The sequence below is a fragment of the Marinovum sp. genome (assembly GCF_034669705.1).
Lineage (GTDB): Bacteria > Pseudomonadota > Alphaproteobacteria > Rhodobacterales > Rhodobacteraceae > Marinovum.
Map to the genome: position 1 here is coordinate 49,556 of NZ_JAXMOR010000008.1, position 23,787 is coordinate 73,342.

Sequence of the window (23,787 nt, forward strand, 5' to 3'; positions counted from 1 at the left end):
AACGACGGCGGGCCGGTGGGCGACCCGCCGGGAGAGAGGCTTATTCCGCCGCGGTCAGTTCGGACTGCAGGCAGCTGCGGCGATAGGCTTCGGTCGCCGCGAACCAACCCTCCTTGTTGCCGCAGTCATAGCGCCGGCCGGAGAACCGGAAGCCATGAATGCCGCCCAGTGCCGTGATCGCATCGGTCAGCTGGATCTCGTCGCCCGCACCGGGGCCGGTGCGCTCGAGCTGGTCCCAGATTTCCTCGGCCAACACGTAGCGACCGACGGCGGCATATTGCGACGGCGCCTTTTCAGGATCGGGCTTTTCCACCAGATCATGCGCCGGCATGACGCGGGCAATCGAGTCGTCGCCGTCGATGTCAAAGATGCCGTAGCTGCCGACGCTGGCACGGTCGACCTTTTGCGCCGCGACCAGGGATTTCATCCGCCGCGGATCGAAAGAGGCGGCCATTTCCGCCAAGGCCGGCTCGCCGAGGATCAGGTCGTCTGGCAGGATCACGCCGATGGCCCCGGGCAACGTGCACCGGCGGGCGCAAAGTACCGCATGGCCCAGACCCAGCGGCTCGTCCTGCTCGACGAACTGCACGTCGACACCGGCCAGAAAGGAGTCGGGCTGCGCCGCAAGATGGTCGATGTACTTGTCGAACCCCGGCTTGGAGGCGCGGGTCACCAGCACGATGCGCCGGGCTCCGGCCGCGGCCGCCTCTGACAGCGCGAACTGCAACAGCGGCGTGTCGTAGATCGGCAGCATTTCCTTGGCGATCGCGTCGGTCGCAGGGCGCATCCGCGACCCATTGCCTGCAACCGGAAGCACCACTGTATCAATTCCCATCATGTTAAATGTCTCTCTCCTGTTAGGTCGTCGTCGTGTCATCATCTGAACAACGGACGTCCTCCGAAGTTCCAGAATCACGGGCGGAAACTGCCGCCTCCCGGTCAGGCTTCGGCGACTTGGCGCACCGGCTCGGCCCGGCCTGCGGCCTCGAGCAGCGACAGCCAGCGTTCGGTGACCATCGACAACCTGAAGTCGCGCCGCCCGGTGATGTCGGGCGGTGTCTCGCGCCAGGTCCGCAGGCGGGCCTCGAGCAGGTCCATGTCGGTGCTGTCGATGCATTGGTCGGCGGTCGAGACCACCTCGTCATTGGCGCCGAGCCCCTGTTGCACCAGCACCGGGCAGCCCACCGCGTTGGCCTCGGCCAGAACGATGCCGAAGGTCTCGGCAAAGCGGCGTTGCGGATAGAACAGGCAGAGGCTGCGGCGCATGTGATGCCAGACCCGCTGCCGGTCGAGTCGGCCGAGAACGGTGACGCCTTCGGGCACCCGCCCGCTGTCCCAGCGCAGGTAGCCGGGATCGGCCACGCAGAGGGTGAGCGTGGCGATGCGCCGGCGCATCTCGGCAAAGGCCTCGTAGACCTGATCGAGCCCCTTGTGCGGCGCGCTGGCAAAGAACAGCCGGTCCAGATCGCGCGGTGTGTCGTCCGGGCGCAGCATGTCCGGGATCATGTTGTAGACCACCTCGAGCCGCGGCAGGGGCGCGTGCAGATAGCACCTCAGAATGTCGGCATGGGCCTGCGAGACGCAGACCACTGTGACGCCCGCGTCATGCAGCAGCCGGCCCATCTTGCGGCAGTGCTTGCCTGGAACCACATGCAACCAGAGGAAGATTCGCGCCTCGGGGTGGGTCCGCGCGAGCTTGAGCGCGACCTTGTAGGAGTTGATCACCACGATCACCGGCGCGGCGATCCGGTCGTTGACGTCGAAGGGCGCAAACCGCACGTGGGATTCATGGATCCGGCCGCGGCGGGCGCTTTGCCGCACCTCGACCCCCACCCGGCGCGACAGTTCGCCTGCCAAGGCCGCCAGGGTCATTTCGGTGCCGCCCAGCCCGGCGAGGCTGGAGGCTTGCGTGGTATAGGGGCGCGGGGCGCAGGGGTCGACGAAACAGACCTCGGGGGTGTGACGGACGACCTTCATGCGACCTGCTCGACCTCGCGCGAGAGTGCGGCCATCAACCGGTCGCGGGTGGCGGGGCTGGCCAGCGCGCCGGAAACGCCACAAAGCCCGGGGTTGGTGATCTCGGCAATCTCGAGGTCGGGCATGTCGATGGGCTCGGGATCGACGGTGCGGTCCTTCATCCAGCGCTCGGCCGCCTGCCAGACCCGGCGGCGGTCGGCCTTGCGGCGGGCGCTGTCGTAATCGGTGCTGACCGACTGGGTGAGCGAATCCGTGGTCTCGATCTTGGTCAGCAGGATCTCGGGGATCACCCAGAGCACCTCGCCGGCCATGATCAGCCGGTTGCGGAACTCGCGGTCCTCTTCGATGCAGTCGGAAAACCCGCCCAGACGCTCAAAGACGCCGCGGTGGAACAGGCCGGAATTCACATGAGTCCAGTCGCCCGGCACGCCGGCCGCCATTTGCAGATTGGGGAAGAAGTCATCCACCAGCGACAGCGCGCGGCGGATCTCGACGCGGCAGCCATCGGGCAGGATCAGCTCGTGATGGGTGAGCACGGCGCCGACCTGGATCTTGGTGCCGGGCTCGCGTCCGCTCATCTTCCAGTTGAGGATGGGATGCGCTTCGATCTGCGGGTTGCCGATCACACGCGCCTGCATCATTACCTTGTCGCGGTGCGGGATGTCGTCGCTGTCGTGAAAGGTGACGGCGTCGGATTCAGACAGCAGGATGCCGACATTCTTGGCCGCCGCAGTGCCCATGTTGCGCGCCAGCCGGACATAGACGAACCGTTCGTCATCGAAGAAGCGCGACAGCGCTTTGCGGGTGCCATCGCTGGAGCCGTCGTCGATCACCATGACGGTGGTGTGGGGATGCGACTGCGCGAGGGCGGATTTCACAGCGGCGACGATCTGAGCGGCGCGGTTGTAGGTCGGGATGACAATCGAGACAGTGGTCATTTTGCGTTATCCTTCAGTGCAATACGATAGCTGCGCAGCGCCTGCGCGGTGGCGAAGCTGGCGGCGCTCATGGCGAGCGCGGCAAGCGCGGCGGCGATGGCCACCAGTGGCAGGCCCGAGAGGGCCGCGAGGCCCGCAAGGCCGAAGGAGGCGAGGATGGTCAGGCTCGCCTCGGTGCCGGGCCCACTGGGCCGGCGCCATGTCTTGGGGGTGACGGTGAACCCCTGCGGCAGCGGCATCAGCGCCGACAAGGTGCCAAAACCCGCCGCCGGCAGCACCGAAAGCCGCGACAGCACCGCCTGCGCCGCGGCGCGCGAGCTGAGGCCCCGGGTCAGCGCGTTGCGCCCGACCGGCAGCACCGCCGAGAGCAGCGCAAAGCCCAAGGTTGCAAGCGACAGGCCAAGGATCACCCCGGCCAGGGGCGCGTCGAGCCAGAGTGCAGCCAGCCCCCAGAGCAGGCCCGCCACGGCCGGCACCGCGAAATTGAGCCAGGCGCTGAGTTGTGCCGCGACAGCGATCCGGCGGCGCAGTCCGAGCCCTTTGAACGGCGCATGCAGCAGCAGCGTGCGGAAGTTTCCGGCAGCCCAGCGCGCCCGTTGTTGTCCCAGTGCCCGAACCGAGAGCGGCAGCAGCCCCTCGCCGACCCGCGCATCGACATAGCCGCCGTCAAAGCCTGCCATCTGCAGGCGCACGCCCAGCTCGGCATCTTCGGTCGAGCTGGTGTGCTGCCAGCCGCCGGCGGCATCGAGCGCGCGCAGGCTGATCACGCTGAGCGTGCCGGTCAGCAGCATCGCCCGGGCGCCATCGGCCATGCAGGCGTGACGGCAGAAGTAATCGGAGAGGTCCTGTGCCGGGCCGGCGGCGGCGCCTTCACCGCGATAGGCCTGCGGAAACTGCACGAAATCCAGCGACTGCGCGCTGAGCCGCTCGGCCGCGCGGGCAAGGAAATCCGGGGTGGTGACATAATCGGCATCCACCACCGCGATATGCGTGGTGCGCGGATCGGCCATCTGGCGGGCAATCCGCAGCGCCCCGGCCTTGGCCCCCTTGACGCCCATCGCATGGACGAACCTCAGGGCCAGAGGATGGCGGTTGGCAAAGGCCTCGACCGGACGCCAGAGCGCCTCGTCGTCGGTATTGTTGTCGATCACGATGATCTCGTAGGGGGGCGCGTCCTTCTGGTTCAGGAGCGCCTCGAGGGTTCGGATCACCAGCTCCGGCGGCTCGGCGTGGGTGGCGACCTGCACCGAGATAAATTCAGCGCGCGGCACGATGCGGCGCGCGGCCGGGGGTGTGGCGGGCTGCAATCTGGCAGAGCAGATGAACTGCATCACCGTCACCGCGATCTGCGCCAGCAGGAAGACCGCGGCAGCGGCGGCGAGCGCAAGGTTGCCGAGGAACGCGGCAGCGATCAGCCAACCGGCCCAGAACGCTGCCAGCCAGAGGCGGCGGCGGTCGGACGGCACCGGAGACGTCGGGAGCGCGGAGGCCCGGGATGCGGGGGCCGGAGAGAAGGCGGCGCAGTCGGGCGGAAAAAAACCGGCATCGCGATCCTCGGGGTCAAAGCTGGTGTCTCTCATGGGCGGACATCGGGTGTTGCGGTCAGCAGCGATCCGCCCGCCAGGCGCGCCGCGCCAGCGGTCGTGTGTCGGGTGACTGAGAACATGGAAGGATACCTCGTACTTTCGAAAAGGGGCGAGGGATCGACGGGGCAAACTCCCCTGGCTCGCGAAAAGTAAACAGCACAAATCCTGAAAGGTTCCACGGCGCTCGCCTTCGCGACCGTGGCCGGCGGCCGACAGGGACGGTCAGGAACTTCCCGGCAGCGCCCGTGTTTCCCCCTCTGAACGGCAACAGGAGCTCGTCAGATGACCTTTCCAAAACCCCCCTTCCCCAAGCAGAGCCAGCCGGTTCCGGGCCGCACCGACAAGATGCAGCCCCGCCCCGACCACGGCGAAGAGAGCTATCGCGGCTCGGAGAAACTCAAGGGCATGGCCGCGCTGATCACCGGCGGCGACAGCGGCATTGGCCGGGCCGTGGCTCTGGCCTATGCGCGCGAGGGGGCCGACGTGATGATTTCCTACCTCGATGAGCACGAGGAGGCGGAGGAAACCAAACGTCTGGTCGAGGAGGCCGGTCAGACCGCGCTGGTCAAACCCGGAGACCTGCAGGATGCCGAGCACTGTCGCGCGCTGGTGCGCGAGGCGCATGAGACCTTCGGCCGGCTCGACATCCTGGTGAACAATGCCGCGCACCAGATGCATTTCGACAGCTTCGAAGAGATCCCGGACGAGGAGTGGGAGCGCACCTTCCGCACCAACATCCACGCCATGTTCTACCTGTCAAAGGCCGCCGCGCCGCGGATGGAAGACGGCGGCGCGATCATCAACACCGCCTCGATCAACTCGGACAAGCCGAACCCCGGGCTGCTGGCCTATGCCACCACCAAGGGCGCGATCCAGAATTTCACCGTCGGGCTGGCGCAGATGCTGGCGCCGCGCGGGATCCGGGTCAATTGCGTCGCGCCCGGTCCGGTCTGGACGCCGCTGATCCCGGCAACCCTGCCGGAGGACTCGGTCAGCCATTTCGGCGAAAACTATCCGATCGGCCGCCCGGCGCAGCCGGCGGAACTGGCCACCGCCTACGTGATGCTGGCCGATCCGCTGTCGAGCTATACCGCCGGCGCCACCGTGGCGGTGATCGGCGGCCAGGCGATGATGTAGGCTTCGGCCAGCGGGCTTCGGGGGCGACCCCGGGGCCTGAACGCGGGGCTCAGCTGGCGTCGTAGTAGCCCTTGCCGTAGGAGGAATAGGCGCCGTATTTGCCGCCATAGCCGTAGCGCTTCATCCCTCTGGGATCGATCTGTGCCATGACCAGACCGTGCACACGGATGCCGACCGACTGGAACTGACGCAGCGCCTCAGTAACCTGGGTCTTGCTGGTGCGGTCCCAGGCGACCGAAAAGATCACCGCATCGACGAACTGACCGATGACCCGCGCATCCGGCACCACCAGCACCGGCGGCGTGTCGATGACGATGTAGTCATAAGCCTGGCGCAGCTCCTGCAGGAACTCCTGAAAGCGGTCCGAGGAAAACAGGTCGGCGGCGTTGATGCTGGCTTTTTCGCCGCGAAGAACATCGACATCCATGCCGGGTGCCCGCACCACCAGTTCCGACAGCGGCCGGCCTTCGGTGAGCGCGGTGACCAGCCCGCCGGGGCTGGCGCCGAAATCGAAATACTCGGCAAAGGTCCGGCGGCGGATGTCGCCCTCGATCAGCAGCACCTTCTTGCCGAGGCCGGCGAGGTTGTGTGACAGCGAGATCGACTGCGTGGTCTTGCCCTCGCCCGGCACCGCCGAGGTCGACATGATAATCTGCGGTGCCTGGTCGATATCCGACAGCAGCACCGAGGTCCGCAGGTTGCGGATCGCCTCGGCGGCGGCCGAGGTCGGCTTGTCGTTGAGATAATCGATCAGGCTACCGCGGCGGCGCAACGGCATCTTGGGAATCTGGCCAAAGACCGCATGACCGGTTGCGGCCTCGAGATCCTCTGGCGTGCGGAAGCCGCTGTGCATCATCTGGCGGACCAGCACGATCCCGGCGCCGATCATTCCGCCAAGGATTATGCAAAGCGCCAGGATACGGGATTTGCGCGGCTCGACATATTGCCCAGGCGTGGCCTTTGACAGCACCCGGCTGTCGGCCTGCTGCAACCCGCGCTGTACGGTGGTCTCCTTGAGACGGGTCAGGAAGGTCTCATAAAGCGTTCGGGTCGCCTCGGTCTCGCGCTCGAGCTGTTGCAGTTTGACGAGGTCGGCGGACTGCTGCTCGATCTGCTCCTGCAGCCGGGCATAAGAGGCCTCAAGCGCCGCAACCTGCTGCTCGGCACGTTGAAGAGCGTTTTCCTCGCGGGTGATCAGCAGGGCAAAGCGTTCTTCGAAGAGCTCGCGGGTGTCGCTGTCAGTCGCAGCACGGCCGACCAGCCGATCGAGCGTCGGATCGTCGACGGCGGCGGCCTTGGCGGCGAGGTCATCGCTCTCCTGCAGAGCCCGCAGGTTTGCAACCCGGGCGTTGACCAGCGCAGCGCTGGTACGCGAATCCGCCAACCGGTCGCGCACATCCTTGGCCTGCTGGTTGAGCGCCTGCAGCGCCTCGGCATTCACCAGATCGGTCTCCGAGCGCAGTTCCTTGATCGCGTTCTCACGTTCCTTCAGCTCGGCCTCGAGCTCGATCACCCGCTCCGACAGCCAGGCAACGGCGTTTTCGGTGGCCTGAAACTTCACGTCGATCTGGTCCTGGATATAAAGCCGGGCCAGCGTGTTGGCGATCAGCGCCGATTTCATCTCGTCCTGCGTGGTTGCACTGATCTGGAAGATATAGGTGTTGCGTTGATTGGACGCGGCAATCGCATTGCGCACGGCGGCCACCGTGCGGTTCATCTCCGCCTCTTCCGGTGACAGGCGGCTGCCCGGCTCTTCGACGTCCGCCGCCGGAGAGACGGCGGTGCGGATCATCGACTTGAGCTTGCCGACCGAAAACTCGGGCGTGGGCTGCAGCGCGCTGTTGAACTCAGGATCTTGGTTCAGGCTGAGGTCGGTCACCAGCTTTTCCAGCAGGCCGCTGGAGCGAATGACCTCGAGCTCTGTATTGATGGCGCTGGTTTCGGTCGAGACGCCGGACACGACGCTTTCGAGATCGACCACGTTCTCGCCGCGCAGTTCCAGAGCCAATGTCGTCGAGGCCTGGTATTTCGGCACCGCGACCCGGAAGACATAGAAGCCGCCGATCAACATCAGGAGCGCCGCGCAGCCGGCAATGATCCACTTGCCGCGCCAGAGCGTGCCCAGAAGGGCCATCAGGTCAATTTCGTCGTCAGCCTCTTGCGTGGCGGGACGCTGCTGCATCGGCGTGAACCGGTTTCCCGGCCGGAGGCCGCCTTGGGTCTTTTCTAACATTGGCGCGCTGCTGTCCGGTTACTCGTCACTGGGGTCTTCTCATATTCGCCGGAGGGCGGCAACGTCTAAGGGGTCAGGCCCCGTGGCGGCCGAGCACGGTCACCAGGGTTCGCCAAAAGATCCATGCCTCGAGCCGAAACCCGGCATTCTGGATATAATAAAGGTCGGCCCGCACCTTGGCCGCGGTGGCCTCGATCCCGGCGGCATAGCCCAGCTGGGTCTGCGCGAGACCACTGATGCCGGGGCGCACGGAATGCCGCGCGCGGTAGCCGGGAATCACCCGCAGATAGTACCGGGCATGATGGAAATAGTCGGGGCGCGGGCCGATCAGGCTCATGTCGCCGCGCAGCACGTTGATCAGCTGCGGCAGCTCATCGAGCCGCGATTTGCGCAGGAACCGGCCAAGCGCGGTGATGCGATGGGTTTCGAGCGGATCGTTGGCACCGCGGGAGATGCTCGCCGCCGGCAGCATCGAGCGGAACTTCATCGCCGGAAAGGCCCGGCAGTCACGGCCCATGCGCGGCTGGATGTAGAGCAGCGACCCGCGATTGAGAAACGGGTTCAGGATCATCAGGCACAGCGCCGTGACGACGAGGATCGGCATCAGGCAAAGGCTGAACCCGATGTCGAAGACCCGCTTGAGCATCTGAAAGGATATACGGACGTCAGGCCGCGAAAAGGCCGCATCCGGGCTGTCCTGCCGCACAATAGCGGCAGACGTCGCTTCAAAATCGAACACTGTAACCCCCGTCGTGGAAAATGATTCCTGCAATACGTGATTAAGGCTTTAGCAGTGCGTTTGTCCGGTTCCCAGCCCCGCGCAGGTTTTTTTTCGAAACTATCATATTTCACAAGCATCTGGTATCGGCCGATAACATATAGAAATTGCTATGTATTTCTTAGTGTCATCGGCGCTGCGTTATATTATCGTGACTTCCAGCCATCGGATGAAGCAGTGTTGTCGTGCGGCGTTGGTATAAAAACAGGCAGCAAAAAAACCTTGGCGACGCTCACTGGTGCGACGTCGGCGTCTTTAAACAGCGCTGCAGATGTCGGAGGACGCCTTGAACGCTTTCAATCAAAACAGGAGCCAAGATTTCGCAAACAATCGTGCTCCATATGTGATCCATATCACAGCGCAAGGAAGCCGGCCCCGACAACCGACTCGTTTCTGCGGCCTTTGAAAGCCGCAGAGGTAATTACAAGGTGATGTCAACGGAGCGCCTGCATCGCGGGCAGGGTTGATTTTTGAAACAAGCCGCAAATGCGCTACTGTGGTAGGTTCGTTCACTTATTAACCATCGGACGCATACATGAAACGGGAAAACACGACCCAGTCCACGCGTTTCCGCGTCCAAGTCGACGACGACCTGTCCCAAATCGAAACCTATGCGCCCAAGCTGCTTCAGGCGTTTCTGCGCGATCTCAACCACGCGCCTGACCGGCACGCGGTCTGGGCGCTTCTCGAGCAATTGTGCAGCGATCTGGGGCAGCGTTACGTGCTCTACGGCTTTGGCTACAAGCGCAGCGAGACCGCCGCCGATTATCACAGCCAGTCGAACCTGCCCAAGGAGTGGAAAGGCTGGATCGACACCCTGCCCCGGCTGGCCGAAATCGATTACGGCCGGCGCCATGCGATCACCAAACTGACCGCATTCGCCGTTGGCGTGGAGTTCATCGAGCTCTATCGACGCGCCGGTCTGCTCGACCCCAAATACGAAGAGATCATCCGCCGCGCGAGCGAGATCGGCTGGCGGTCGGGTCTCTTTATTCCGCTGCGCTCGACCCTGCGGGAGGAACGCGGCGGGTTCACCATCGGTGGCGACCTCTCCGAACCGGAGTTTCGCGACTTCATCAAGGAGCACGGCTGGACGATCTCGATGGCCGGGGTACAAAGCCACAATATCTACCTGTCGATGCTGCTGCGGGAAGAGGCCGAGCGGTTCGATCTTACCAGCCGACAGCTCGAGTTCCTGAAGCTCTCGGCCAGCGGCTTTGAGGTCAAGGAGATCGCTTTCAGCTGGGGCGTGTCTGTTCAATATGTCACCCGCATCCGCCGCGAACTCTGCGAGCGCTTCGGCGTGACCTCGAAGATGGCGGTGATGGCCAAGGCGGTGCGGCTCGATCTGCTGACCGAAAAGGATTTCGAGGTCAGCCAGGCGATGTCGACCTCCTGGTCGTGACACGACACGCCTATTTGCCGGCCAGCCGAGAGGCGAGGTCTCCGACGGTTTCCTTCATTGCGATATTGAGCTGATCGAGGTTCTCGGCGAGGTTCCAGCCGATGCCGTCGCCAAGGCGCTGGCTGCGGAAATCCACCGGCCAGGGCACGAGGCCGGGCCAGCCGGCGCGCTCGAAGCTGCGCATGGCGCGCGGCATGTGAAAGGCCGAGGTCACGAGGATCCAGCGCTCGCCGGGCTCTGGCCGAACCAGCGCATGGGTCAGGCGCGCGTTTTCGGTGGTGTTGCGCGAGCGGGTCTCGACGGTCAGCCGCTCTGGCGCCAAGCCGAGCGACAGCATCAGTTCTTCGGCAAGCCCCGCCTGCAGGCCGCTGGTTGTGGCGAGATCGCGCACCGCGCCGCTACCGCCGGTAAAGACCAGCCGCGCCTCGGGAAACCGCCTCGCCAGCGCCATTGCGGCGGTGAACCGCTCGCCGGCGTCATTGAACTGCACGCCGCCCCAGCGCCGGGCGGGGCGACTGTCCTCTCCGCCGCCGAGGATGAGAATGCCGGTCGGCGCGCTGACCTCGGGTGCGGCGGGATAGCGTGCTTCGAATCGCGCCAGAACCAGGTCGCCCAGCGGAAAGACCCCGACGAGCAAGGTGAAGAGCGCGGTGCTCAATGCCAGCCATCGACCGCGTCCGGCCCAAACCACGGCGCAGGTCAGCCCCGCCAGCAGGGCCAGCCAGGCGTCGGGTCGAATCAACAGCCCCGCCAGCTTGGCGAGAACAAAGAATACGGTGTCGTCCATCGGTCGCTCCCACACCCCGGATCAGGCTTGCACGACATGCAACGGCGGCATGCGCGACGCAAGTCACGGCCCGCCAAGGCCGGCCGGTACGGCGATAGACCGGATTTCCAGCGATATAATGACGGTGCGCGTCAAAGCCTGCCAAGAATCTGCCCGTGTTTCTCCGGGTTGCGTGAATTCTTTGCAACTCGCCATCGGCAAGGGTTTAATTTTGGATACCTGTCAGTATAGTCATGGAATTGTGTCACCCGATGCCGTAGAGCATGAAACACAACGGCAAAGTTTATTGGAGCGTTTCGCTATGAAAGTTTTTCTCGCCGGCACGGCGCTTGCACTTGCGGCCACTGCCGCGCAGGCCCAGACCACTGCCCTTGATATCGCCCTGGCCCAGACACCCGTGCCCTGTGGCGGGGCGATCGCCAGCGCACAGCTGGAGACGGATGCCTCCGGTCAGACCCTTCTGCGCGTGCTGTGCCAGCCGCGCAGCCCGTTCGGCAACGCAGGCGCCGGCGCACCGGCCACCAACATTGGCTTCCTGGCGCCTGTCGTCGGTATCGGTATTGCCGGCGCAGCGCTTGGCCTGTCCGGCGGCGGCGGCGGATCGTCGACCTCCGACACCCAGTAGGCGCTGACGGGCCACATTCCTGGCGCGCCATCCCGTGGCGCGCCTCGAGCCTTGCACCGGTGTCAGCAACTGGCATAACCCAACTGGATCAGCTGGCGGCCGGAAATCCGGTAGAAGCCATTGATCCGGTGGCGTGCCGTTGTCATGAACCACTGCTGCAGTTCGGGTTTGAAATGGCTGGCGATCACATTGCTCCAGCGTTCGAAATCCTGCGGCACCAAGCGTCGGCCATAGGACGACGGCCCATGAAATCCGAAACGCGCGTTCGGAGAGATGCAGACATTTCCGGCCCCCAGATACATCGTGCAGGACGACAGGCAGGTGCCGAGGATCTCGACCCGCTGTCCGGTCGCGCGCATCTGGCTTACCTTGTTGGCCCGGCTCTGGATCAGGCCGCCGATGTCGTTGCGAACGACGATGGTCTGTTGGGCCTGGGCCATCTCCGGCGCAACCACACCGGTTGCGACCAGACACAGCGCGGCAATCAAGCTGCAGCGAGCAGCGTGCAAAAGTTTCATGTTCCGTACCCCTACGGTTTTGGCGACCAGACCGGCCGCAGTTCCCACGAGGGGCAGACTGGCGTTGAAAGCTTTCTCAAAACTTGACGGCAGACTCGGTAACAGACTGATAACGTTAATCATTAAAACCCGAGGTACTTCGGGGTTCGCGACCGCGGGCGTATAGGACAAGGCGCTTTGGACGCGCGCCCTGTCGCTGGCGGCGAAAAGGCATTAATCAAATGGGTAGAGAAAATGGCCTTCGGTGAAGATTTGAGAGATAACACGGCCGCCAGACCGGTGCCCGAGCGCGGATTGCGGGCGGACAACTGGTTCGTGGCGCAGCTCAAACCCAATGGTCTGGCGCTGGCGCAACGCAATCTGCTTCGTCAGCGATTCGAGACCTTCGTGCCCGAGCGTATGGAAAACCGGCGCAGCGCCATGGTGCGCCGGCCGCTGTTTCCCGGCTATGTTTTCATCCGCTTCGATCCCGCCGCCCATGGCTGGCAGGCGATCAACTCGACGCGCGGCGTGACCCGGCTGTTGCTGAACGATCCGCGCCGGCCAAGCCCGCTGCCCTCTCAGTTCATGGGCGGGCTGATTGCGCGCTGCGATGACAAGGGACTGGTGCTGCCGCCGGAAAAATTCTCGGCCGGGGATCGGATCCGGGTGATCGCCGGGCCCTTTGCCGATCTGGTGACGACGGTGGACAGCCTCGATCAGGATGACCGTCTGCGGGTGTTGATCGATCTGATGGGTCAGAAGGTACGGACCTCGATCCCGCAGCAGAACGTCGAGAAGGTGGCCTGAGCGCCGCGGGGCTTGCAAAACACCGGAGGCGCTCCTATCTAGACAGGTAGCTAGACAGGAGCGCGCCATGCTGACCCTTCAGGACGCCAAGAACCGTTTCAGCGCCGTGGTCGAAGCGGCGCTTGCCGGACGACCGCAGGAAGTCTCGCGCCGGGGCAAGCCGGCGGTGGTGGTGATCGCCTCCGAGGAGTATCACCGGCTGCTCAAGGCGGCGCGGGCCGAGCGGGAAAGTTTTGCCGAGCATCTGCTGGCCTTTCCGGGCGAAGACCCGGGCCGGGCGCAGGCGGCGCCGCGCGACGTGACCTTTTGATCCATATTCTCGACACCAACGTGATTTCGGCGGTACGGCGGCCTGACCGGGCCCCGAAAGTGGCGGCCTGGCTGTCGCAGGCGCCTGAAAGCAGCCTTTACCTCAGTGTCATCACCTTGGGCGAGATCGAGCGCGGCATTCGCCTGCAAGAGCCGAAAAACCCGGCGTTCGCGCAGGACCTGCGGGTCTGGCTGGATCGCACGGTGCAGGTCTTTGCCGACCGAGTGCTCGAATTCGACGCGGGCGATGCGCTGATCTGGGGCGCGCTCTCGGCGCGGCTCGGCCATCCGGGGGCCGACCTGATGATCGCGGCGCAGGCGATTGCGCGCGATGCAACGGTGGTGACCGGCAACACCGCGGATTTCACCCCCAGCGGCGCGCGGGTGATCGACCCGTTTGCCTAGGCGACATCGTCGAAGGCCCCGGGCACCAGCTCTTCCCAGAAGCCCACCATCTCGGAAACCGAAAGCGCCGAGCCCCAGCCCAGCCGCTGAAACTCGGCGCGCTCCACGTCATCGGAGAGCCGGGCGAGAAACAGCCGCTTGTCGGCATCGCGCTGGGTGGGCGTGCGGGCGGCAACAAGCTCGCGGATTCGCGCCATCCGACCGGCGCGGGTGCGACGGGCGGCGTCGAGTTCGGCCTCTCTGGCGGCCTCCTGCTGGTGGGCAAGATCGGCCTCGGCCTTGCGGCTTTCGGCGGCCTTGACCGCGTCGGCCGAGGGCGCATGCGCGGTTTCGGCCTTGTAATCATCGCGCAGGGCGGCTGTCAGGTAGCGCACCGGGCTTTTTACCCCGTCGCGGCCCTGCAGATAGGCAAGTTTCTCGGCCACATAGGGCTCGCCGTGCTCGGCGATCCATTGCCGCGCCAGCCGGTCAGAAACGCCGACCCTGAGCAGCCCCTGATAGACCGCCCCTTGCCGCACGCCTTCGCCGTCGTCGATATCGAGCATGGCGAGTTGCGGGTTCTCGCGGATCTTGAAGCGCAGTTCGCTGACCTGACGGCCCATCTTGCGAAACTCCGGCTCGAGCAGGATGTTCGAGGTCTTGTTGACCTCCTTGACCGCCGGCTTGATGACCTTGGCGTTGAGGTGCTTGAAGCTCTCGTAATAAGCGCTGCCGTCGACCCCCATCAACCGACGAAACAGGTCGATCGGCCACCAGCCGGTCGAGCCGGTGCGCACGAAGCGGTAGCAGTTTTCATAGAGCGCCAGCGCATGGCCCGAGGTGAAGCGGCGCTGGATGTTGAGGTTGATCAGGGCAAAGACCTTGGGGTCATGCAGCTTTTCCGCCAAGGCCGGAGAATAGGCGTATTCGCAGATGCCGCCCTTGAGCTTGGCATAGGAGAGCAGCGCAGAGACGCCCCATTCGTGCTGACCATCGGCGCCCAGCATGTCCCATTCGGCCGTTGTTTCCGCCAGAGAGCGCAGCGAGGCCTTGAGCGTCTCCATGTCGTTGGAATTGTAGCCCACCATCATGCAGAGCGTGCGGGCGTCGATCTGGTGTTTCGGCCGGGTGACGAGGTGGTCATAGGCGTTGAGCAAGAGCACGTTCGAAAGTTTGCGCTGCAACAGCGTCAGCTTGCCCGAAACATGGATTGCGGCCACGTTCTTTTTCACCGAGGGGCGGCGCAAGGGGCCGCTCAGCTGGTCGTGCGGGATGTCGTCGGTCTGCATGGCCTGTCCTTTGGGGCCGGCGGCCGTGCTGGCTCTTCCGGTCTGCTCGAGTGTAGTATGGCGCAAAAGGCACCCGGTCTCAATTCCTCGTTGGGCACCATATCGCGGCGGAGGGTGGTCCCGTAAACAGGTTCCTCAAGGGGCGGTGACCCGGAGCGGCGGGGGCTTCGGGCACCCGTTTACGGGATGCATTGCCGGCAAGAGGGCAACAAAGCCGGGATTTATGCCGTTTCCCGAGTCCGGGTGCCCCTTTCCCCGCGAATCGGATCCTCTGGTCCCGCAGGTCGGTGCCGTCGGTCCCGCAAACGGGTGCCCTTGATACCGCAAACGGGTGCCGGACGTTGTGTAACCCCTTGGGACCACAGGGTTTCTACGCGACAAAGATCCTAAATATCCTTAAAGGATCTAAACCTTGTACGGGACCTGTTGTCTTTCATTTGAAGGATTTAAGGGTGGTTTCGCACGCGAAACCCCAGAAAGATGCGCCGAGCATTGGCGATTCACAGATGCTTTGGGATGTGCGATGATCTGCGGAATAACAGGCAAATCATACGATCCGAACGAGGTGAGAGCACAATGGTCCGCAAACAGGACACCCCCCTGCCCCCGTATTTCAACCTCGATCCCAAGGCGGCTGCGGCCAAGTTGGGCGAGCCTATCGACACCGCCCGATTCGCGAAAGCCGCGGCCTTTGCCGGCCGGGGCCGTGACGATCTGGCCAAGCGCGGCTATGCGCCCGACGGGCGCAAGCGGCTGCGCAAGTTCTCGACCTGGGAGATCTGCCGCTACCTGATCCCGGTGGCGCCGGCGCATCTGCGCCGCGTGCTCAACAAGCATCCAGACCTGCCGCAGGGCGAGGGCCATGCCGGGGCGAAATGGTTCAGCCTCGAAGAGGTGCTGCGGCTGCGCGACCATTTTGCCGAGGAAGGGGTCAGCACCAAGGAGTACCGCCCCTATCGCCCCGAGGGGCTGCCGGCCAAGGTGGTGGCGGTGGCCAACTTCAAGGGCGGCGTCGGCAAGACCTCGACCGCGGCGCATCTGGCGATGAGCGCGGCGCTCGACGGCTACAAGGTGTTGGTGATCGACCTCGACAGCCAAGGCTCGATGACCTCGATCCTCGGCGGGCAGGTGGCGGATGAATGGCAGACGGTGTTTCCACTGCTGGCGCGCGATTATGCCCGGCACCTGCAGCAGGAAAACGCCGTGCGCGAAGCAGCGGGCGACCCCCCTGCCCCGCTCGACGAGACCCTGACCGAGGCGCTCGACCTGTCGCTCGGCGACGTGGTACAGAAAACCCATTGGCCCAACATCGATCTCATTGGTGCGCAGCTCAATCTCTATTGGGCCGAGTTTCAGATCCCGGTCTGGCGCATGGGGCTGAAGTCCTGGCCGCTCTGGGATGCGCTGACCGCGGCGCTCGACGAAGGTGGGGCGCTCGACGACTATGACATCGTGCTCCTCGATACCCCGCCGGCGCTGGGCTATCTGACGATCAACGCGCTGGCGGCGGCGGATATCCTCTTGGTGCCGCTCGGGGCGTCCTTTCTCGAGTTCGATTCGACGGGACGTTTCTTTGACATGCTCTATTCCACATTTGCCAGCATCGAGGAGGGCGAGAATGGCGCGCGCCGCCGCTCCGGCCTGCCCGAGATGAAGTTCGAATGGGACGTGGTGCGCGCGGTGATCACCCGGTTTGACGCCGCGCAACAGACCGATCTGGCGAATGTGATCCAGGCTTATTTCGGCGACATGATGAACGCCTACCGGCAGGAATATACCGCGCTGGTGGGGCAGGCTGGCGAGAGCGTCAGCGGGATTTACGAGGCGGATTACCGCAATTTCAACCGCGAGACCTATACGCGGGGGCGCGAGGCGTTCGACCGGACCTATGCGGAGTTCAAGGAACTCCTGATCGGGTCGTGGTGGCGCGACGCGCAGATGGCAGAGGCAGACAGGACCAAGGAGGCAGAGCATGGCACGGCGCAGACAGCTTGAACCGCCCTCGCCGGAGGCATTGAAGGAACTTGAGGAAGGCTTCGCGCGCGAAAGCCGCAGCGGGCTCAGGATGCCGATCGCCGATGTGGTGGGCGAGGCGGCGGCGATGTCGCAGCCCCTGCCCGCCGAGGCCCGCGCCGAACAGGCCCGTGACAAGGCCGATGCCGCGCGGCTGCGCGCCGCCGAGCAGGACGGGCGGTTGGTGAGGATGATCCCGGTGACCGAGGTGCATGTGACCGGCGTCTCGCGCGACCGTATCGAAGTGGCGCAGGACGAGCTTATGGAGCTGGCCGCGTCGATCTCGGAAAGCGGGCTGCGGCTGCCGATCGAGGTCTATCAAAACGACGAGGGCTATGCGCTGATCTCGGGTTTCCGGCGGCTCGAGGCGTTTCGGCATCTGGCCGCCAGCGTCGGAGGTCATGCAGAGATCCCGGCCTTCGTGCGGGCGCCGGAGACCGTCGCCGAGGTCTATGTGGCGATGATCGAGGAAAACGAGATCCGCGTGGGTCTCAGCCAGTACGAACGTGGCCGGGCGGCGGCGATGGCGGTGTCTGACGGCGTCTTCACGACGCTGGACGAGGCGGTGAACGCGCTGTTCCGGGCGGCGTCCAAGGCGAAGCGCTCGAAGATCCGCTCCTTCGCGATGATCCATGACGAGCTGGCCGACATGCTGGCCCATGCCACGGCGATGAACGAGCGGCAGTGCCTGCGGCTGGCAACCGCATTGCGCGCCGGTTTGGGGCCCGAGATCCGCGAGGCGCTGGAACAGGCCAAACCCCAGAGTGCCGAGGAAGAGTGGCAGGTGATGCTGGGCTTTGTCGAGCGTGCCGAACAGGCCGAGCGTGCGCCGGGGCGGGGCGGCCGGCCCAAGGCGAAACGCGCGGTGACCCGGCAGCGGCGCGAGTTGCCCAACGGGATCGCGATCGAGAAGGAGGAGGGCGCCAAGGGCTTTGCCATCCGCCTGCACGGGCCGGTCAGCGCCGACATGGTCGACGACTGCCTGATCGAGATCGAGCGCATCCTGGGCGGCGCCCAGTAGCTCCTCCTACATCCTGAGGTATTCAAGGGGGTTTCGTTGCGAAACCCCCTTTTTCATGGCGCAACGGGTGGCGCGCGCCCTGTTTAGCGCCGGGTAACAGGTTGCGGCGATGCTCCGGCCGGTAGACACACCCGAGGAGTTCCCCATGCCGATCAGCGATCCCTTTGCCAGCCACGCGCAAAGCCTCAACGGCCCCGTCACCGGCGGCTTTGACATCACGCCCGACGATGCCACAGACCTGACCACCCTGCCCCGCGGCCTGATGGTAAGCACCACCGGCGACGTCGCCGTGACATTTGCCGATGGCAGCAGCCTGGTCCTGCCGGGGCTGACGCCGGGGGTGATCTACCCGCTGCGGACCGCGCGGGTACTGGCCAGCGGCACCACCGCCACGGGCCTCAAGGGGCTGGTCTGATGCTGGGGGTCGGACTTGGGCTGCACCCCCAGCCGCCCGCTGAGGTGACCGTCCCTTTGCCGGTGGGCCTCGGCTGGGACAGCGAGGCACATCCGATCCAGGTTCTCCGCGGCAGGGGCGGGTTTCGCAGCGAAACCGTCCCGCGCGACCTCGTCGACCCCGGCATCTGGAGCGGCGCGGCGATCCACGTCGACGCGGTCTCGGGCAACGACGCAAACTCCGGGCAAGGCGCCGCCGACGGTGATTTCTCGGACGCCAAGAAGACCATCTGGGCGGCCTTCGTGGCGGGCAACGCCACCGGTGCGCCCTACCGGGTGATCGTGAAACCGGGCCTCTACCAGGAGGCTGCCTTCACCCGCAACGGCCAGGACGAGCCATCCCAGCCGGTTGCGGTGGTGGGCTGGGGCGGAGCCGTGCGGTTTCGCACCGGGCCCTGGCAGGTGGTCTGGAGCGATCAGGCCGGCACCTTCGGCACGCAAGAGAGCGCGGTGGTGCGGGTGTTCCGCACCGATGTGCTGACGCCGCGGGGGCATTACTCCGAGCTTTCGGAAGTCGCCGATCCGGCCGCCTGTGCCGCCACGGTCGACAGCTGGTGCGCGGATGGCGGCGAGGTGCACGTCAATATCGGCAGCGCGCCGGGGACCGGGGACATTGCGCTGATCCGGGCCTTTCACGGCGCGCGCTTCCTGAGCCATGCCGCCGATCTCTATCTCGAGAACATCCATTGCGAGGGCGGGATCACCGGGGCGCTGCATTGCGACGCGGTGGCCACGCGCAACGTGGTGGCCGTCGGGTGCTCGTTTCGCTACTCGGCGCCGACCAGCCCGGCGGCGGCGCAGGATGCCGCCCGGGTGCGGCGCACCAGCGGACTGGTGGCGTGTTTCGACTGCGATGCCAGCTTCGGGGCGAAGGACGGTTGGAACTTTCACGAGGACGGTGCCAGCGGCCTGCATGTGCTGCTGGAAGATTGCAGCGGCTCGGACAATGGCGCCTTTGGCGTCACCTCCTGCAACGCGCTGACCAGCCATGACGCGGTGCGGATGATCGTGCTGGGGGGCGACTTCGGCAATTCGCGCAACGGCACCGAGGTGCATTGCATCCAGCAGACAGCCAGTTACCTGGCCGGCTGCCGGGTGGTGGCGCGGGATGTGGATGGCAGCTCGGTGGCCTATCAGTGCTCATTCGAGGCGTCGATGTGGCTGGACGAGGCGGTGGCGGATGCTGCCGGAGGCGCCAGCAATCATGCGATCGAGGCCAACTCCGGCACGGTGTTTACCCGCGGATTCCAGGCTGTCGCCGGTGACATTGTGACATCCGGCGGCGGGTCGGTCTCGGCGTTCTGAGGTTTCGCATGCGAAACCCTGTCCGTCAGTTTAGGTCAGGGTTTCTGACCTGGCATCTGGGTCAAGTCACCTTCGAACACGTGCGACGCGACGCGGGCCTCTCTCAGGAAGTGCAGGCCCGCGATCGTGCTGGCCAATGGCAGCGCCCAGAGTGCGAGCGGATGCGCCAGCACCGGGGCCAGCAGGGCCAGTGACAGGGCGAGCGTCAAGGCGGCAAGCCGAAGGGGCAGGGCGCTCTGCCCCGTCGCGATCAGCGCCTGTGTCAATGGCATCAGCAGCGCCGACATCGCGCCGGTGAAGAGCAGCGGCGGCAGCAGGGCCAAAGCGGCCTCGGCCTTCTGCGCGCCAATCAGCGGCAACAGATGCGGCGCCAGCGCCCAGGCCAGCGGATAGATCAGCGCGGTCAGCCCGGCGACCTGCCAGAGGCTCTGCCGCAGTTTCGCAGCGAAACCCGTGCTGCCGGCGAGCGCCTTGAACCGGGGCAGGGCCAGGTAGCGCAGGGGGGCGAGGGCGAGGGCATCGAGCAGGTCGACCAGCCGAACGGCGATCTGGAAGGCGCCGGCAGCCGGCAGGCCAAGGGCGAGGCCGATCAGCAACTGCACCGCCGGAAAGGTTGCGGTGCCCAGCAGTGGGCGCAGGGTGAGGCGGATGGCCCCCGGGATCAGCGGATGGAGGGCGCCGCGCGGGCGTGGGCGCGGGGGCGCGAGCGCGAGGCTGAGCGCCGCGTTCAGCGCGGCGTTGGCGAGGGCAAATCCGGTCAGGCTCCAGCCGCCCCAGCCGTGGGTCAGCCCGTAGAGGGCAAGCGCTGCGGCAAGGCCCTGGGCCGCGAGGGTGCGCAGGGCCAGGGCGCGCAGCCGCAGGGCGCGGCGCAACCGGCCTTCCGAGACGGCGGCGAGACCGTTGAGCACGGGCAGGGCGGCCAGCGCCAGCAGGTGCGGGCGGCTCTCTTGCGGCAGAAGCGGCACGGCGGCGAGACAGAGCAGCACCGCCGCCAGCCCGGCGAACAGCGACAGCTCAAACAGCGGCCGGTCCGGGGCCGCGCTGGTGATCCTCAATTCGCAGATACCGGCCTTGTGCAGGCATTGCAGCAGCCGCGGCAGGGCAAAGGCGGTGGTGAAGGCGCCGATCTCGGCCAGCGGCAGCAGGCGCGCGGCGACCAGAAAGACCGCCGCCGAGAGGCCCAGCCGCGACCATTGCAGCACGATTGCCCAGAGCGTCATGTCGCCAGCCGCGCCGGGCGCCGCGAGAGCACGCGGGCCAGCGGGCGTTCGATGTGGCGGTGCACCCTCAGCGCGGCCCAGAGGCAAAGCGCCACCATTCCCCCGCAGAAGGCCAGTGCGGCCCAGGGCGTGGCCGGCAGCCAGGGCAGCAGCAGCAGCGTCGCGGCCCGCAGCGGAAAGCGGTGCGAGAGGTAGAGCGCATAGGAGGCATCGCCGATCGCTTGCCAGGGCAGCGGCCGGCACGGCGCCAGCAGCGTTCCGGCAGCGACGATCAGCGCCGCGGGCAGGCCGGCGGCAAGGGGGCGGGGCAGGGCGGTCTGATGCAGCGTCACGAGCAGCACCAGCCCGAGGCCGAGGGCAGTGAGGGCCAGCGGGACCGAGGGTCTCACCAAGCCGATCTGCCACAACCGGGCGAGGCCGATGCCGAAGGTGAACTCGAGGATCAGTGGATCGCAATAGAACCGCGAGGCGGTGGTCACCGGCAGGACCGGCCCGAGCAGGCAAAGCCCGACCAGCGCCGCGCAGCAGGCGGCCAGCGGCCGTGGCAGTGCCAGGCAGAGCGCCAGGAGGGCGTAGAAGAAGACCTCGTAGTTCAGCGTCCAGCCGAGCGAAAGCACCGGGGCAATGCGTCCGTCGCCGCGCTCGTAGGGCAGGAAGAGATAGGAACTTGCGATCTGTGCCGGATCGAGGCTGGTGGATTTCAGCGCCCCGGGGCTGGCCAGCAGCAGCGCCACCATCAGCGTGGTGAAGAGCGCGTAGAGCGGCACCACCCGGCGCAAGCGGCGCGACAGGAAGGCGCCGGGGCGGGCGGCAAAGCGCGCCGCCGACAAGGTGACGATAAACCCCGAGATCACGAAGAAGATGTCGACGCCGCGTGTCCAGGGCAGCGCCGCGCCGGGCAGGTCGAGCGCGAGGTAATGCGCGGCCTCGGCGCGGATGTGTCCCGCCAGCACCATCAAAGCCGCCAGCGCGCGCAGCGATTGCAGCCCGTGCAGGCGTTCAGGCGGCATCGCGGACCCCCTCGTGCCGTGGATGGACCAGCGGGATGACCTCGGCCGTCGCTTGCGTTCCGGGCCGCGAGAGCCTGAGGATTCCGGCCACCACCAGCAGCGAGGCCAGCACGTTCTGATGCAGCAGGTAGGGTCCGTGCGAGGAAAACAGCAGCGCTGCGCCGAACTGGGCATAGGCGATGGTGGCCAGCAGGTGGCCCTGGGCGCGGTGAAACAGCAGGCGAAGGCCGAAGCCCAGCATCAACAGCAGCAGGGCACCGCCGAAGGGGCCGAAATCGACATAGGGCGCGGTCAGGATCGGAAACTCTCCGCCGCCGCGCACCGCATCGATTGCCGGGGCCAGCGGCGCAAGCGCTTCCTCGACCCAACCGTCGGTCAGGGTCAGCACCGCAAGCCCGTGAAAGGTCTCGGCCCCCCAGGTGCGGGGCACGTCGAAGGCCACCGGCGCAAAGCCGTTCCACAAGTCGTTTACCGTGTAGAAGGCGAGCTTCTGCAGCCCCACCGGCACCGCTTCGGTGGCGACCGACGGGTTGATCAGCGCCTCGCGCACCACCCAGACGGCGAGGAACAGACCGGCGCCGGTGACCAGCCAGGGCAGCGCAAACAGGCGGCGCCGGATCACGCAGGCGGCCAGGTAGGCCGAGAGGGTGAATTGCAACAGCAGCAGCCGCTGGCTCATCACGATCGGCAACAGGCTCAGCGCGATGACGTTGAGCAGCAAGGTGAGCCGGCAGAGGAGGCGGCTCCGGCGGCGCAGCCTGCCCCGGCCGGCGATGAGGATCGCTGCGGCCAGGCAGCCGGTGGCAGGCAGGCTGGCATAGACCAGGCGCATCCCGGTGAAGAGCTTGTTTTGCAACAGAAAATCTCTTGCCGTGACGGCTTCGGCCGCGGTCAGCAGCACCAGCGCCCGCAGCCCCCCGACCTGCCGCGCGGTGAGGACGATCCAGAGCAGCGTGACGCCTAAAAGCAGCAGGTTGACCAGGAAGGTAAGCCGCGCCGCCCGCGCCAGATTGGGCAGGACGAGCGCCGGCCTGTGGCGGGGCAGGGCGGCCCGCGCCGCCAGGTTGCCGACGCTCCAGGCCGAGAGCGCTGTCAGCATCCAGAGCGCGCCGAGCCCGTTGAAGGCCGCCCGGTCCTGGTCATGGCGCGCCATGAAGACTGGCACCAGATCAAAGGCCTGCGGCATCGCCAGTGCCAGGCTGGCGACCAAACCGGTCAGCCCCCAGCAGACCAGCAGCAGTGACAGCGGCGAGAGCGCGCGCATCAGGCCGCCTGCGGCAGCGCCCGGGCGGCGTCATAAAGCGCCCGGTCGGCCTCGGTCAGACGGCAGATCTTGCGCCAGAGCGCCGGTGCCACCTCGGGTCGCGCGGGCGCGCGGTTGCGGTGCAGGATCGGCACCGGCAGCCCGGTGAGCCGGCGCAACCCTCGGGCAAATCCGCCGGGGTCGGCGAGGTCTCCGATCAGGGCAAAGCGCGCGAGGTTCCGGCGCGCCCGCGTCAGCGCTCCGGGCCCCGGCGGGCAGGCGCTGTCACCGGCGAAATAGAACAGGTACTGCGTCGCCAGATGCCGGGCCTCCTCGGTCTCGACAAAGGCCTCGAGGGACGCGGCCCGTCCGGGGTCGGGGTGGCGGCGTTGCAGGTAGTGGTAATGCGAGACAAAGCGCTCCGCCGGGTCGCGCAGCAGGGTGACGAAGTGGTAGCCCGAGAGCGCATGCAGCGCGGCGCTATAGCGGACATGGCCGGCGATACAGCGGACGCGCCGCTCCAGCAGGCATTGCAGCACAACCTCGCGATCAGCGTAATCCGACAGGATGCGCGCCGTGCCGGTGAGGGTCGGATCGCCCAGGCCCAGCGGGACCGTGGCCTGTGACAGTGCATAGCGCAGCCGCAGGGCAGCGCCAAAGCTCGATCCGCCGCATTTCGGGACGTGGATATATACAATGCCGCGCATCTCATCGCCTCTTGTTTGCGTTTTGTTAAGGAAAACACGCCCAAGGTTAATGCGGGTTTA

23 protein-coding genes are annotated in these 23,787 nt (G+C 66.0%); 10 read left to right on the forward strand and 13 right to left on the reverse strand.

Annotation, left to right across the window (positions count from 1 at the left end; translation table 11 throughout):
- Positions 1-40: 40 nt before the first annotated feature.
- Genes VOI27_RS07845 through VOI27_RS07860 form a run of 4 tightly spaced genes read right to left on the reverse strand, consistent with a single transcriptional unit; the run spans position 41 to position 4,381 of the window.
- Positions 41-880 (reverse strand): UTP--glucose-1-phosphate uridylyltransferase, encoded by an 840-nt coding sequence (locus tag VOI27_RS07845; protein WP_323764763.1) that lies wholly within the window; start codon positions 878-880, stop codon positions 41-43.
- Between the two features lie 59 nt (positions 881-939).
- Positions 940-1,977, reverse strand: coding sequence for a glycosyltransferase (locus VOI27_RS07850; RefSeq protein ID WP_323764764.1), 1,038 nt, complete (start codon positions 1,975-1,977; stop codon positions 940-942).
- Positions 1,974-2,915, reverse strand: a complete 942-nt coding sequence (locus VOI27_RS07855) for a glycosyltransferase family 2 protein (RefSeq protein WP_323764765.1) — start codon at positions 2,913-2,915, stop codon at positions 1,974-1,976. Before VOI27_RS07855 ends, VOI27_RS07850 begins: the two co-directional genes overlap by 4 nt.
- The gene (locus tag VOI27_RS07860) at positions 2,912-4,381 is read right to left on the reverse strand and encodes a glycosyltransferase (RefSeq protein WP_323764766.1); all 1,470 of its coding nucleotides are present in this window, start codon (positions 4,379-4,381) and stop codon (positions 2,912-2,914) included. Before VOI27_RS07860 ends, VOI27_RS07855 begins: the two co-directional genes overlap by 4 nt.
- A gap of 402 nt (positions 4,382-4,783) precedes the next feature.
- Between VOI27_RS07860 and VOI27_RS07865 the strand changes: the two genes are divergently transcribed.
- A complete protein-coding gene (locus VOI27_RS07865) occupies positions 4,784-5,638 on the forward strand; it encodes an SDR family oxidoreductase (RefSeq protein WP_323764767.1) in 855 nt (284 codons plus the stop codon).
- 49 nt (positions 5,639-5,687) lie between these two features.
- Here the strand turns inward: VOI27_RS07865 and VOI27_RS07870 are convergent, their stop codons facing one another.
- Together VOI27_RS07870 and VOI27_RS07875 are read right to left on the reverse strand one after the other, a co-directional pair.
- Positions 5,688-7,820, reverse strand: a complete 2,133-nt coding sequence (locus VOI27_RS07870) for a GumC family protein (protein WP_323764768.1) — start codon at positions 7,818-7,820, stop codon at positions 5,688-5,690.
- A 124-nt stretch (positions 7,821-7,944) separates the two neighbouring features.
- Entirely contained in the window at positions 7,945-8,517 is a 573-nt protein-coding gene (locus VOI27_RS07875) for a sugar transferase (RefSeq protein ID WP_323764769.1), read from the reverse strand.
- Between the two features lie 667 nt (positions 8,518-9,184).
- Between VOI27_RS07875 and VOI27_RS07880 the strand changes: the two genes are divergently transcribed.
- On the forward strand, positions 9,185-10,054 hold the full coding sequence (locus VOI27_RS07880; protein WP_323764770.1) for an autoinducer binding domain-containing protein: 870 nt from the start codon (positions 9,185-9,187) through the stop codon (positions 10,052-10,054).
- A 10-nt stretch (positions 10,055-10,064) separates the two neighbouring features.
- Here VOI27_RS07880 and VOI27_RS07885 read toward each other — a convergent pair whose 3' ends face one another.
- Positions 10,065-10,841: a YdcF family protein gene (locus VOI27_RS07885; RefSeq protein WP_323764771.1), complete on the reverse strand. Its 777-nt coding sequence runs from the start codon at positions 10,839-10,841 to the stop codon at positions 10,065-10,067.
- Positions 10,842-10,890: 49 nt separating this feature from the next.
- Between VOI27_RS07885 and VOI27_RS07890 the strand changes: the two genes are divergently transcribed.
- Positions 10,891-11,466, forward strand: coding sequence for a hypothetical protein (locus VOI27_RS07890; protein ID WP_323764772.1), 576 nt, complete (start codon positions 10,891-10,893; stop codon positions 11,464-11,466).
- Between the two features lie 62 nt (positions 11,467-11,528).
- Here the strand turns inward: VOI27_RS07890 and VOI27_RS07895 are convergent, their stop codons facing one another.
- Entirely contained in the window at positions 11,529-11,984 is a 456-nt protein-coding gene (locus VOI27_RS07895) for a hypothetical protein (RefSeq protein WP_323764773.1), read from the reverse strand.
- 177 nt (positions 11,985-12,161) lie between these two features.
- Here VOI27_RS07895 and nusG point away from each other — a divergent pair, with 177 nt between their 5' ends.
- From nusG to VOI27_RS07910, 3 genes are all read left to right on the forward strand, one after another.
- Positions 12,162-12,773 carry a transcription termination/antitermination protein NusG gene (gene nusG, locus VOI27_RS07900; protein ID WP_323764774.1) on the forward strand — a complete coding sequence of 204 codons (612 nt, stop codon included), beginning with the start codon at positions 12,162-12,164 and terminating at the stop codon, positions 12,771-12,773.
- 67 nt (positions 12,774-12,840) lie between these two features.
- Positions 12,841-13,083, forward strand: a complete 243-nt coding sequence (locus VOI27_RS07905) for a type II toxin-antitoxin system prevent-host-death family antitoxin (protein ID WP_323764775.1) — start codon at positions 12,841-12,843, stop codon at positions 13,081-13,083.
- Positions 13,080-13,487 (forward strand): type II toxin-antitoxin system VapC family toxin, encoded by a 408-nt coding sequence (locus VOI27_RS07910; protein ID WP_323764776.1) that lies wholly within the window; start codon positions 13,080-13,082, stop codon positions 13,485-13,487. Before VOI27_RS07905 ends, VOI27_RS07910 begins: the two co-directional genes overlap by 4 nt.
- Here VOI27_RS07910 and VOI27_RS07915 read toward each other — a convergent pair.
- Positions 13,484-14,755 carry a RepB family plasmid replication initiator protein gene (locus VOI27_RS07915; RefSeq protein WP_323764777.1) on the reverse strand — a complete coding sequence of 424 codons (1,272 nt, stop codon included), beginning with the start codon at positions 14,753-14,755 and terminating at the stop codon, positions 13,484-13,486. The genes VOI27_RS07910 and VOI27_RS07915 overlap by 4 nt on opposite strands.
- Positions 14,756-15,331: 576 nt before the next feature.
- Between VOI27_RS07915 and VOI27_RS07920 the strand changes: the two genes are divergently transcribed.
- From VOI27_RS07920 to VOI27_RS07935, 4 genes are all read left to right on the forward strand, one after another.
- Entirely contained in the window at positions 15,332-16,750 is a 1,419-nt protein-coding gene (locus tag VOI27_RS07920) for an AAA family ATPase (RefSeq protein WP_323764778.1), read from the forward strand.
- Entirely contained in the window at positions 16,728-17,789 is a 1,062-nt protein-coding gene (locus tag VOI27_RS07925; protein ID WP_323764779.1) for a ParB/RepB/Spo0J family partition protein, read from the forward strand. The genes VOI27_RS07920 and VOI27_RS07925 overlap by 23 nt, the downstream gene beginning before the upstream one ends.
- Before the next feature lie 145 nt (positions 17,790-17,934).
- Entirely contained in the window at positions 17,935-18,204 is a 270-nt protein-coding gene (locus VOI27_RS07930) for a spike base protein, RCAP_Rcc01079 family (RefSeq protein WP_323764780.1), read from the forward strand.
- Positions 18,204-19,547: a hypothetical protein gene (locus tag VOI27_RS07935; protein WP_323764781.1), complete on the forward strand. Its 1,344-nt coding sequence runs from the start codon at positions 18,204-18,206 to the stop codon at positions 19,545-19,547. Before VOI27_RS07930 ends, VOI27_RS07935 begins: the two co-directional genes overlap by 1 nt.
- Positions 19,548-19,582: 35 nt before the next feature.
- Here VOI27_RS07935 and VOI27_RS07940 read toward each other — a convergent pair whose 3' ends face one another.
- From VOI27_RS07940 to VOI27_RS07955, 4 genes are read right to left on the reverse strand one after another with little or no spacing between them, the layout of a single operon-like run.
- Entirely contained in the window at positions 19,583-20,767 is a 1,185-nt protein-coding gene (locus tag VOI27_RS07940; RefSeq protein ID WP_323764782.1) for an oligosaccharide flippase family protein, read from the reverse strand.
- The gene (locus VOI27_RS07945) at positions 20,764-21,777 is read right to left on the reverse strand and encodes an acyltransferase (RefSeq protein WP_323764783.1); all 1,014 of its coding nucleotides are present in this window, start codon (positions 21,775-21,777) and stop codon (positions 20,764-20,766) included. The genes VOI27_RS07940 and VOI27_RS07945 overlap by 4 nt, the downstream gene beginning before the upstream one ends.
- On the reverse strand, positions 21,767-23,041 hold the full coding sequence (locus VOI27_RS07950) for a hypothetical protein (RefSeq protein WP_323764784.1): 1,275 nt from the start codon (positions 23,039-23,041) through the stop codon (positions 21,767-21,769). The genes VOI27_RS07945 and VOI27_RS07950 overlap by 11 nt, the downstream gene beginning before the upstream one ends.
- A complete protein-coding gene (locus VOI27_RS07955; protein WP_323764785.1) occupies positions 23,041-23,727 on the reverse strand; it encodes a sulfotransferase family 2 domain-containing protein in 687 nt (228 codons plus the stop codon). The genes VOI27_RS07950 and VOI27_RS07955 overlap by 1 nt, the downstream gene beginning before the upstream one ends.
- Between the last annotated feature and the right edge of the window lie 60 nt (positions 23,728-23,787).

Excerpts from the sequence above, each read along its gene's own strand:
- VOI27_RS07930 (WP_323764780.1), top strand. The coding sequence starts at position 17,935 with ATGCCGATCAGCGATCCCTTTGCCAGCCACGCGCAAAGCCTCAACGGC.
- VOI27_RS07880 (WP_323764770.1), top strand. The coding sequence starts at position 9,185 with ATGAAACGGGAAAACACGACCCAGTCCACGCGTTTCCGCGTCCAAGTC.
- VOI27_RS07875 (WP_323764769.1), bottom strand. The coding sequence starts at position 8,517 with ATGCTCAAGCGGGTCTTCGACATCGGGTTCAGCCTTTGCCTGATGCCG.
- VOI27_RS07920 (WP_323764778.1), top strand. The coding sequence starts at position 15,332 with ATGGTCCGCAAACAGGACACCCCCCTGCCCCCGTATTTCAACCTCGAT.
- VOI27_RS07945 (WP_323764783.1), bottom strand. The coding sequence starts at position 21,777 with ATGCCGCCTGAACGCCTGCACGGGCTGCAATCGCTGCGCGCGCTGGCG.
- VOI27_RS07940 (WP_323764782.1), bottom strand. The coding sequence starts at position 20,767 with ATGACGCTCTGGGCAATCGTGCTGCAATGGTCGCGGCTGGGCCTCTCG.
- VOI27_RS07855 (WP_323764765.1), bottom strand. The coding sequence starts at position 2,915 with ATGACCACTGTCTCGATTGTCATCCCGACCTACAACCGCGCCGCTCAG.
- VOI27_RS07885 (WP_323764771.1), bottom strand. The coding sequence starts at position 10,841 with ATGGACGACACCGTATTCTTTGTTCTCGCCAAGCTGGCGGGGCTGTTG.
- VOI27_RS07925 (WP_323764779.1), top strand. The coding sequence starts at position 16,728 with ATGGCACGGCGCAGACAGCTTGAACCGCCCTCGCCGGAGGCATTGAAG.
- VOI27_RS07905 (WP_323764775.1), top strand. The coding sequence starts at position 12,841 with ATGCTGACCCTTCAGGACGCCAAGAACCGTTTCAGCGCCGTGGTCGAA.
- VOI27_RS07895 (WP_323764773.1), bottom strand. The coding sequence starts at position 11,984 with ATGAAACTTTTGCACGCTGCTCGCTGCAGCTTGATTGCCGCGCTGTGT.
- VOI27_RS07935 (WP_323764781.1), top strand. The coding sequence starts at position 18,204 with ATGCTGGGGGTCGGACTTGGGCTGCACCCCCAGCCGCCCGCTGAGGTG.
- VOI27_RS07915 (WP_323764777.1), bottom strand. The coding sequence starts at position 14,755 with ATGCAGACCGACGACATCCCGCACGACCAGCTGAGCGGCCCCTTGCGC.
- VOI27_RS07950 (WP_323764784.1), bottom strand. The coding sequence starts at position 23,041 with ATGCGCGCGCTCTCGCCGCTGTCACTGCTGCTGGTCTGCTGGGGGCTG.
- VOI27_RS07890 (WP_323764772.1), top strand. The coding sequence starts at position 10,891 with ATGCGCGACGCAAGTCACGGCCCGCCAAGGCCGGCCGGTACGGCGATA.
- VOI27_RS07865 (WP_323764767.1), top strand. The coding sequence starts at position 4,784 with ATGACCTTTCCAAAACCCCCCTTCCCCAAGCAGAGCCAGCCGGTTCCG.
- VOI27_RS07870 (WP_323764768.1), bottom strand. The coding sequence starts at position 7,820 with ATGCAGCAGCGTCCCGCCACGCAAGAGGCTGACGACGAAATTGACCTG.
- VOI27_RS07850 (WP_323764764.1), bottom strand. The coding sequence starts at position 1,977 with ATGAAGGTCGTCCGTCACACCCCCGAGGTCTGTTTCGTCGACCCCTGC.
- VOI27_RS07845 (WP_323764763.1), bottom strand. The coding sequence starts at position 880 with ATGATGACACGACGACGACCTAACAGGAGAGAGACATTTAACATGATG.
- VOI27_RS07955 (WP_323764785.1), bottom strand. The coding sequence starts at position 23,727 with ATGCGCGGCATTGTATATATCCACGTCCCGAAATGCGGCGGATCGAGC.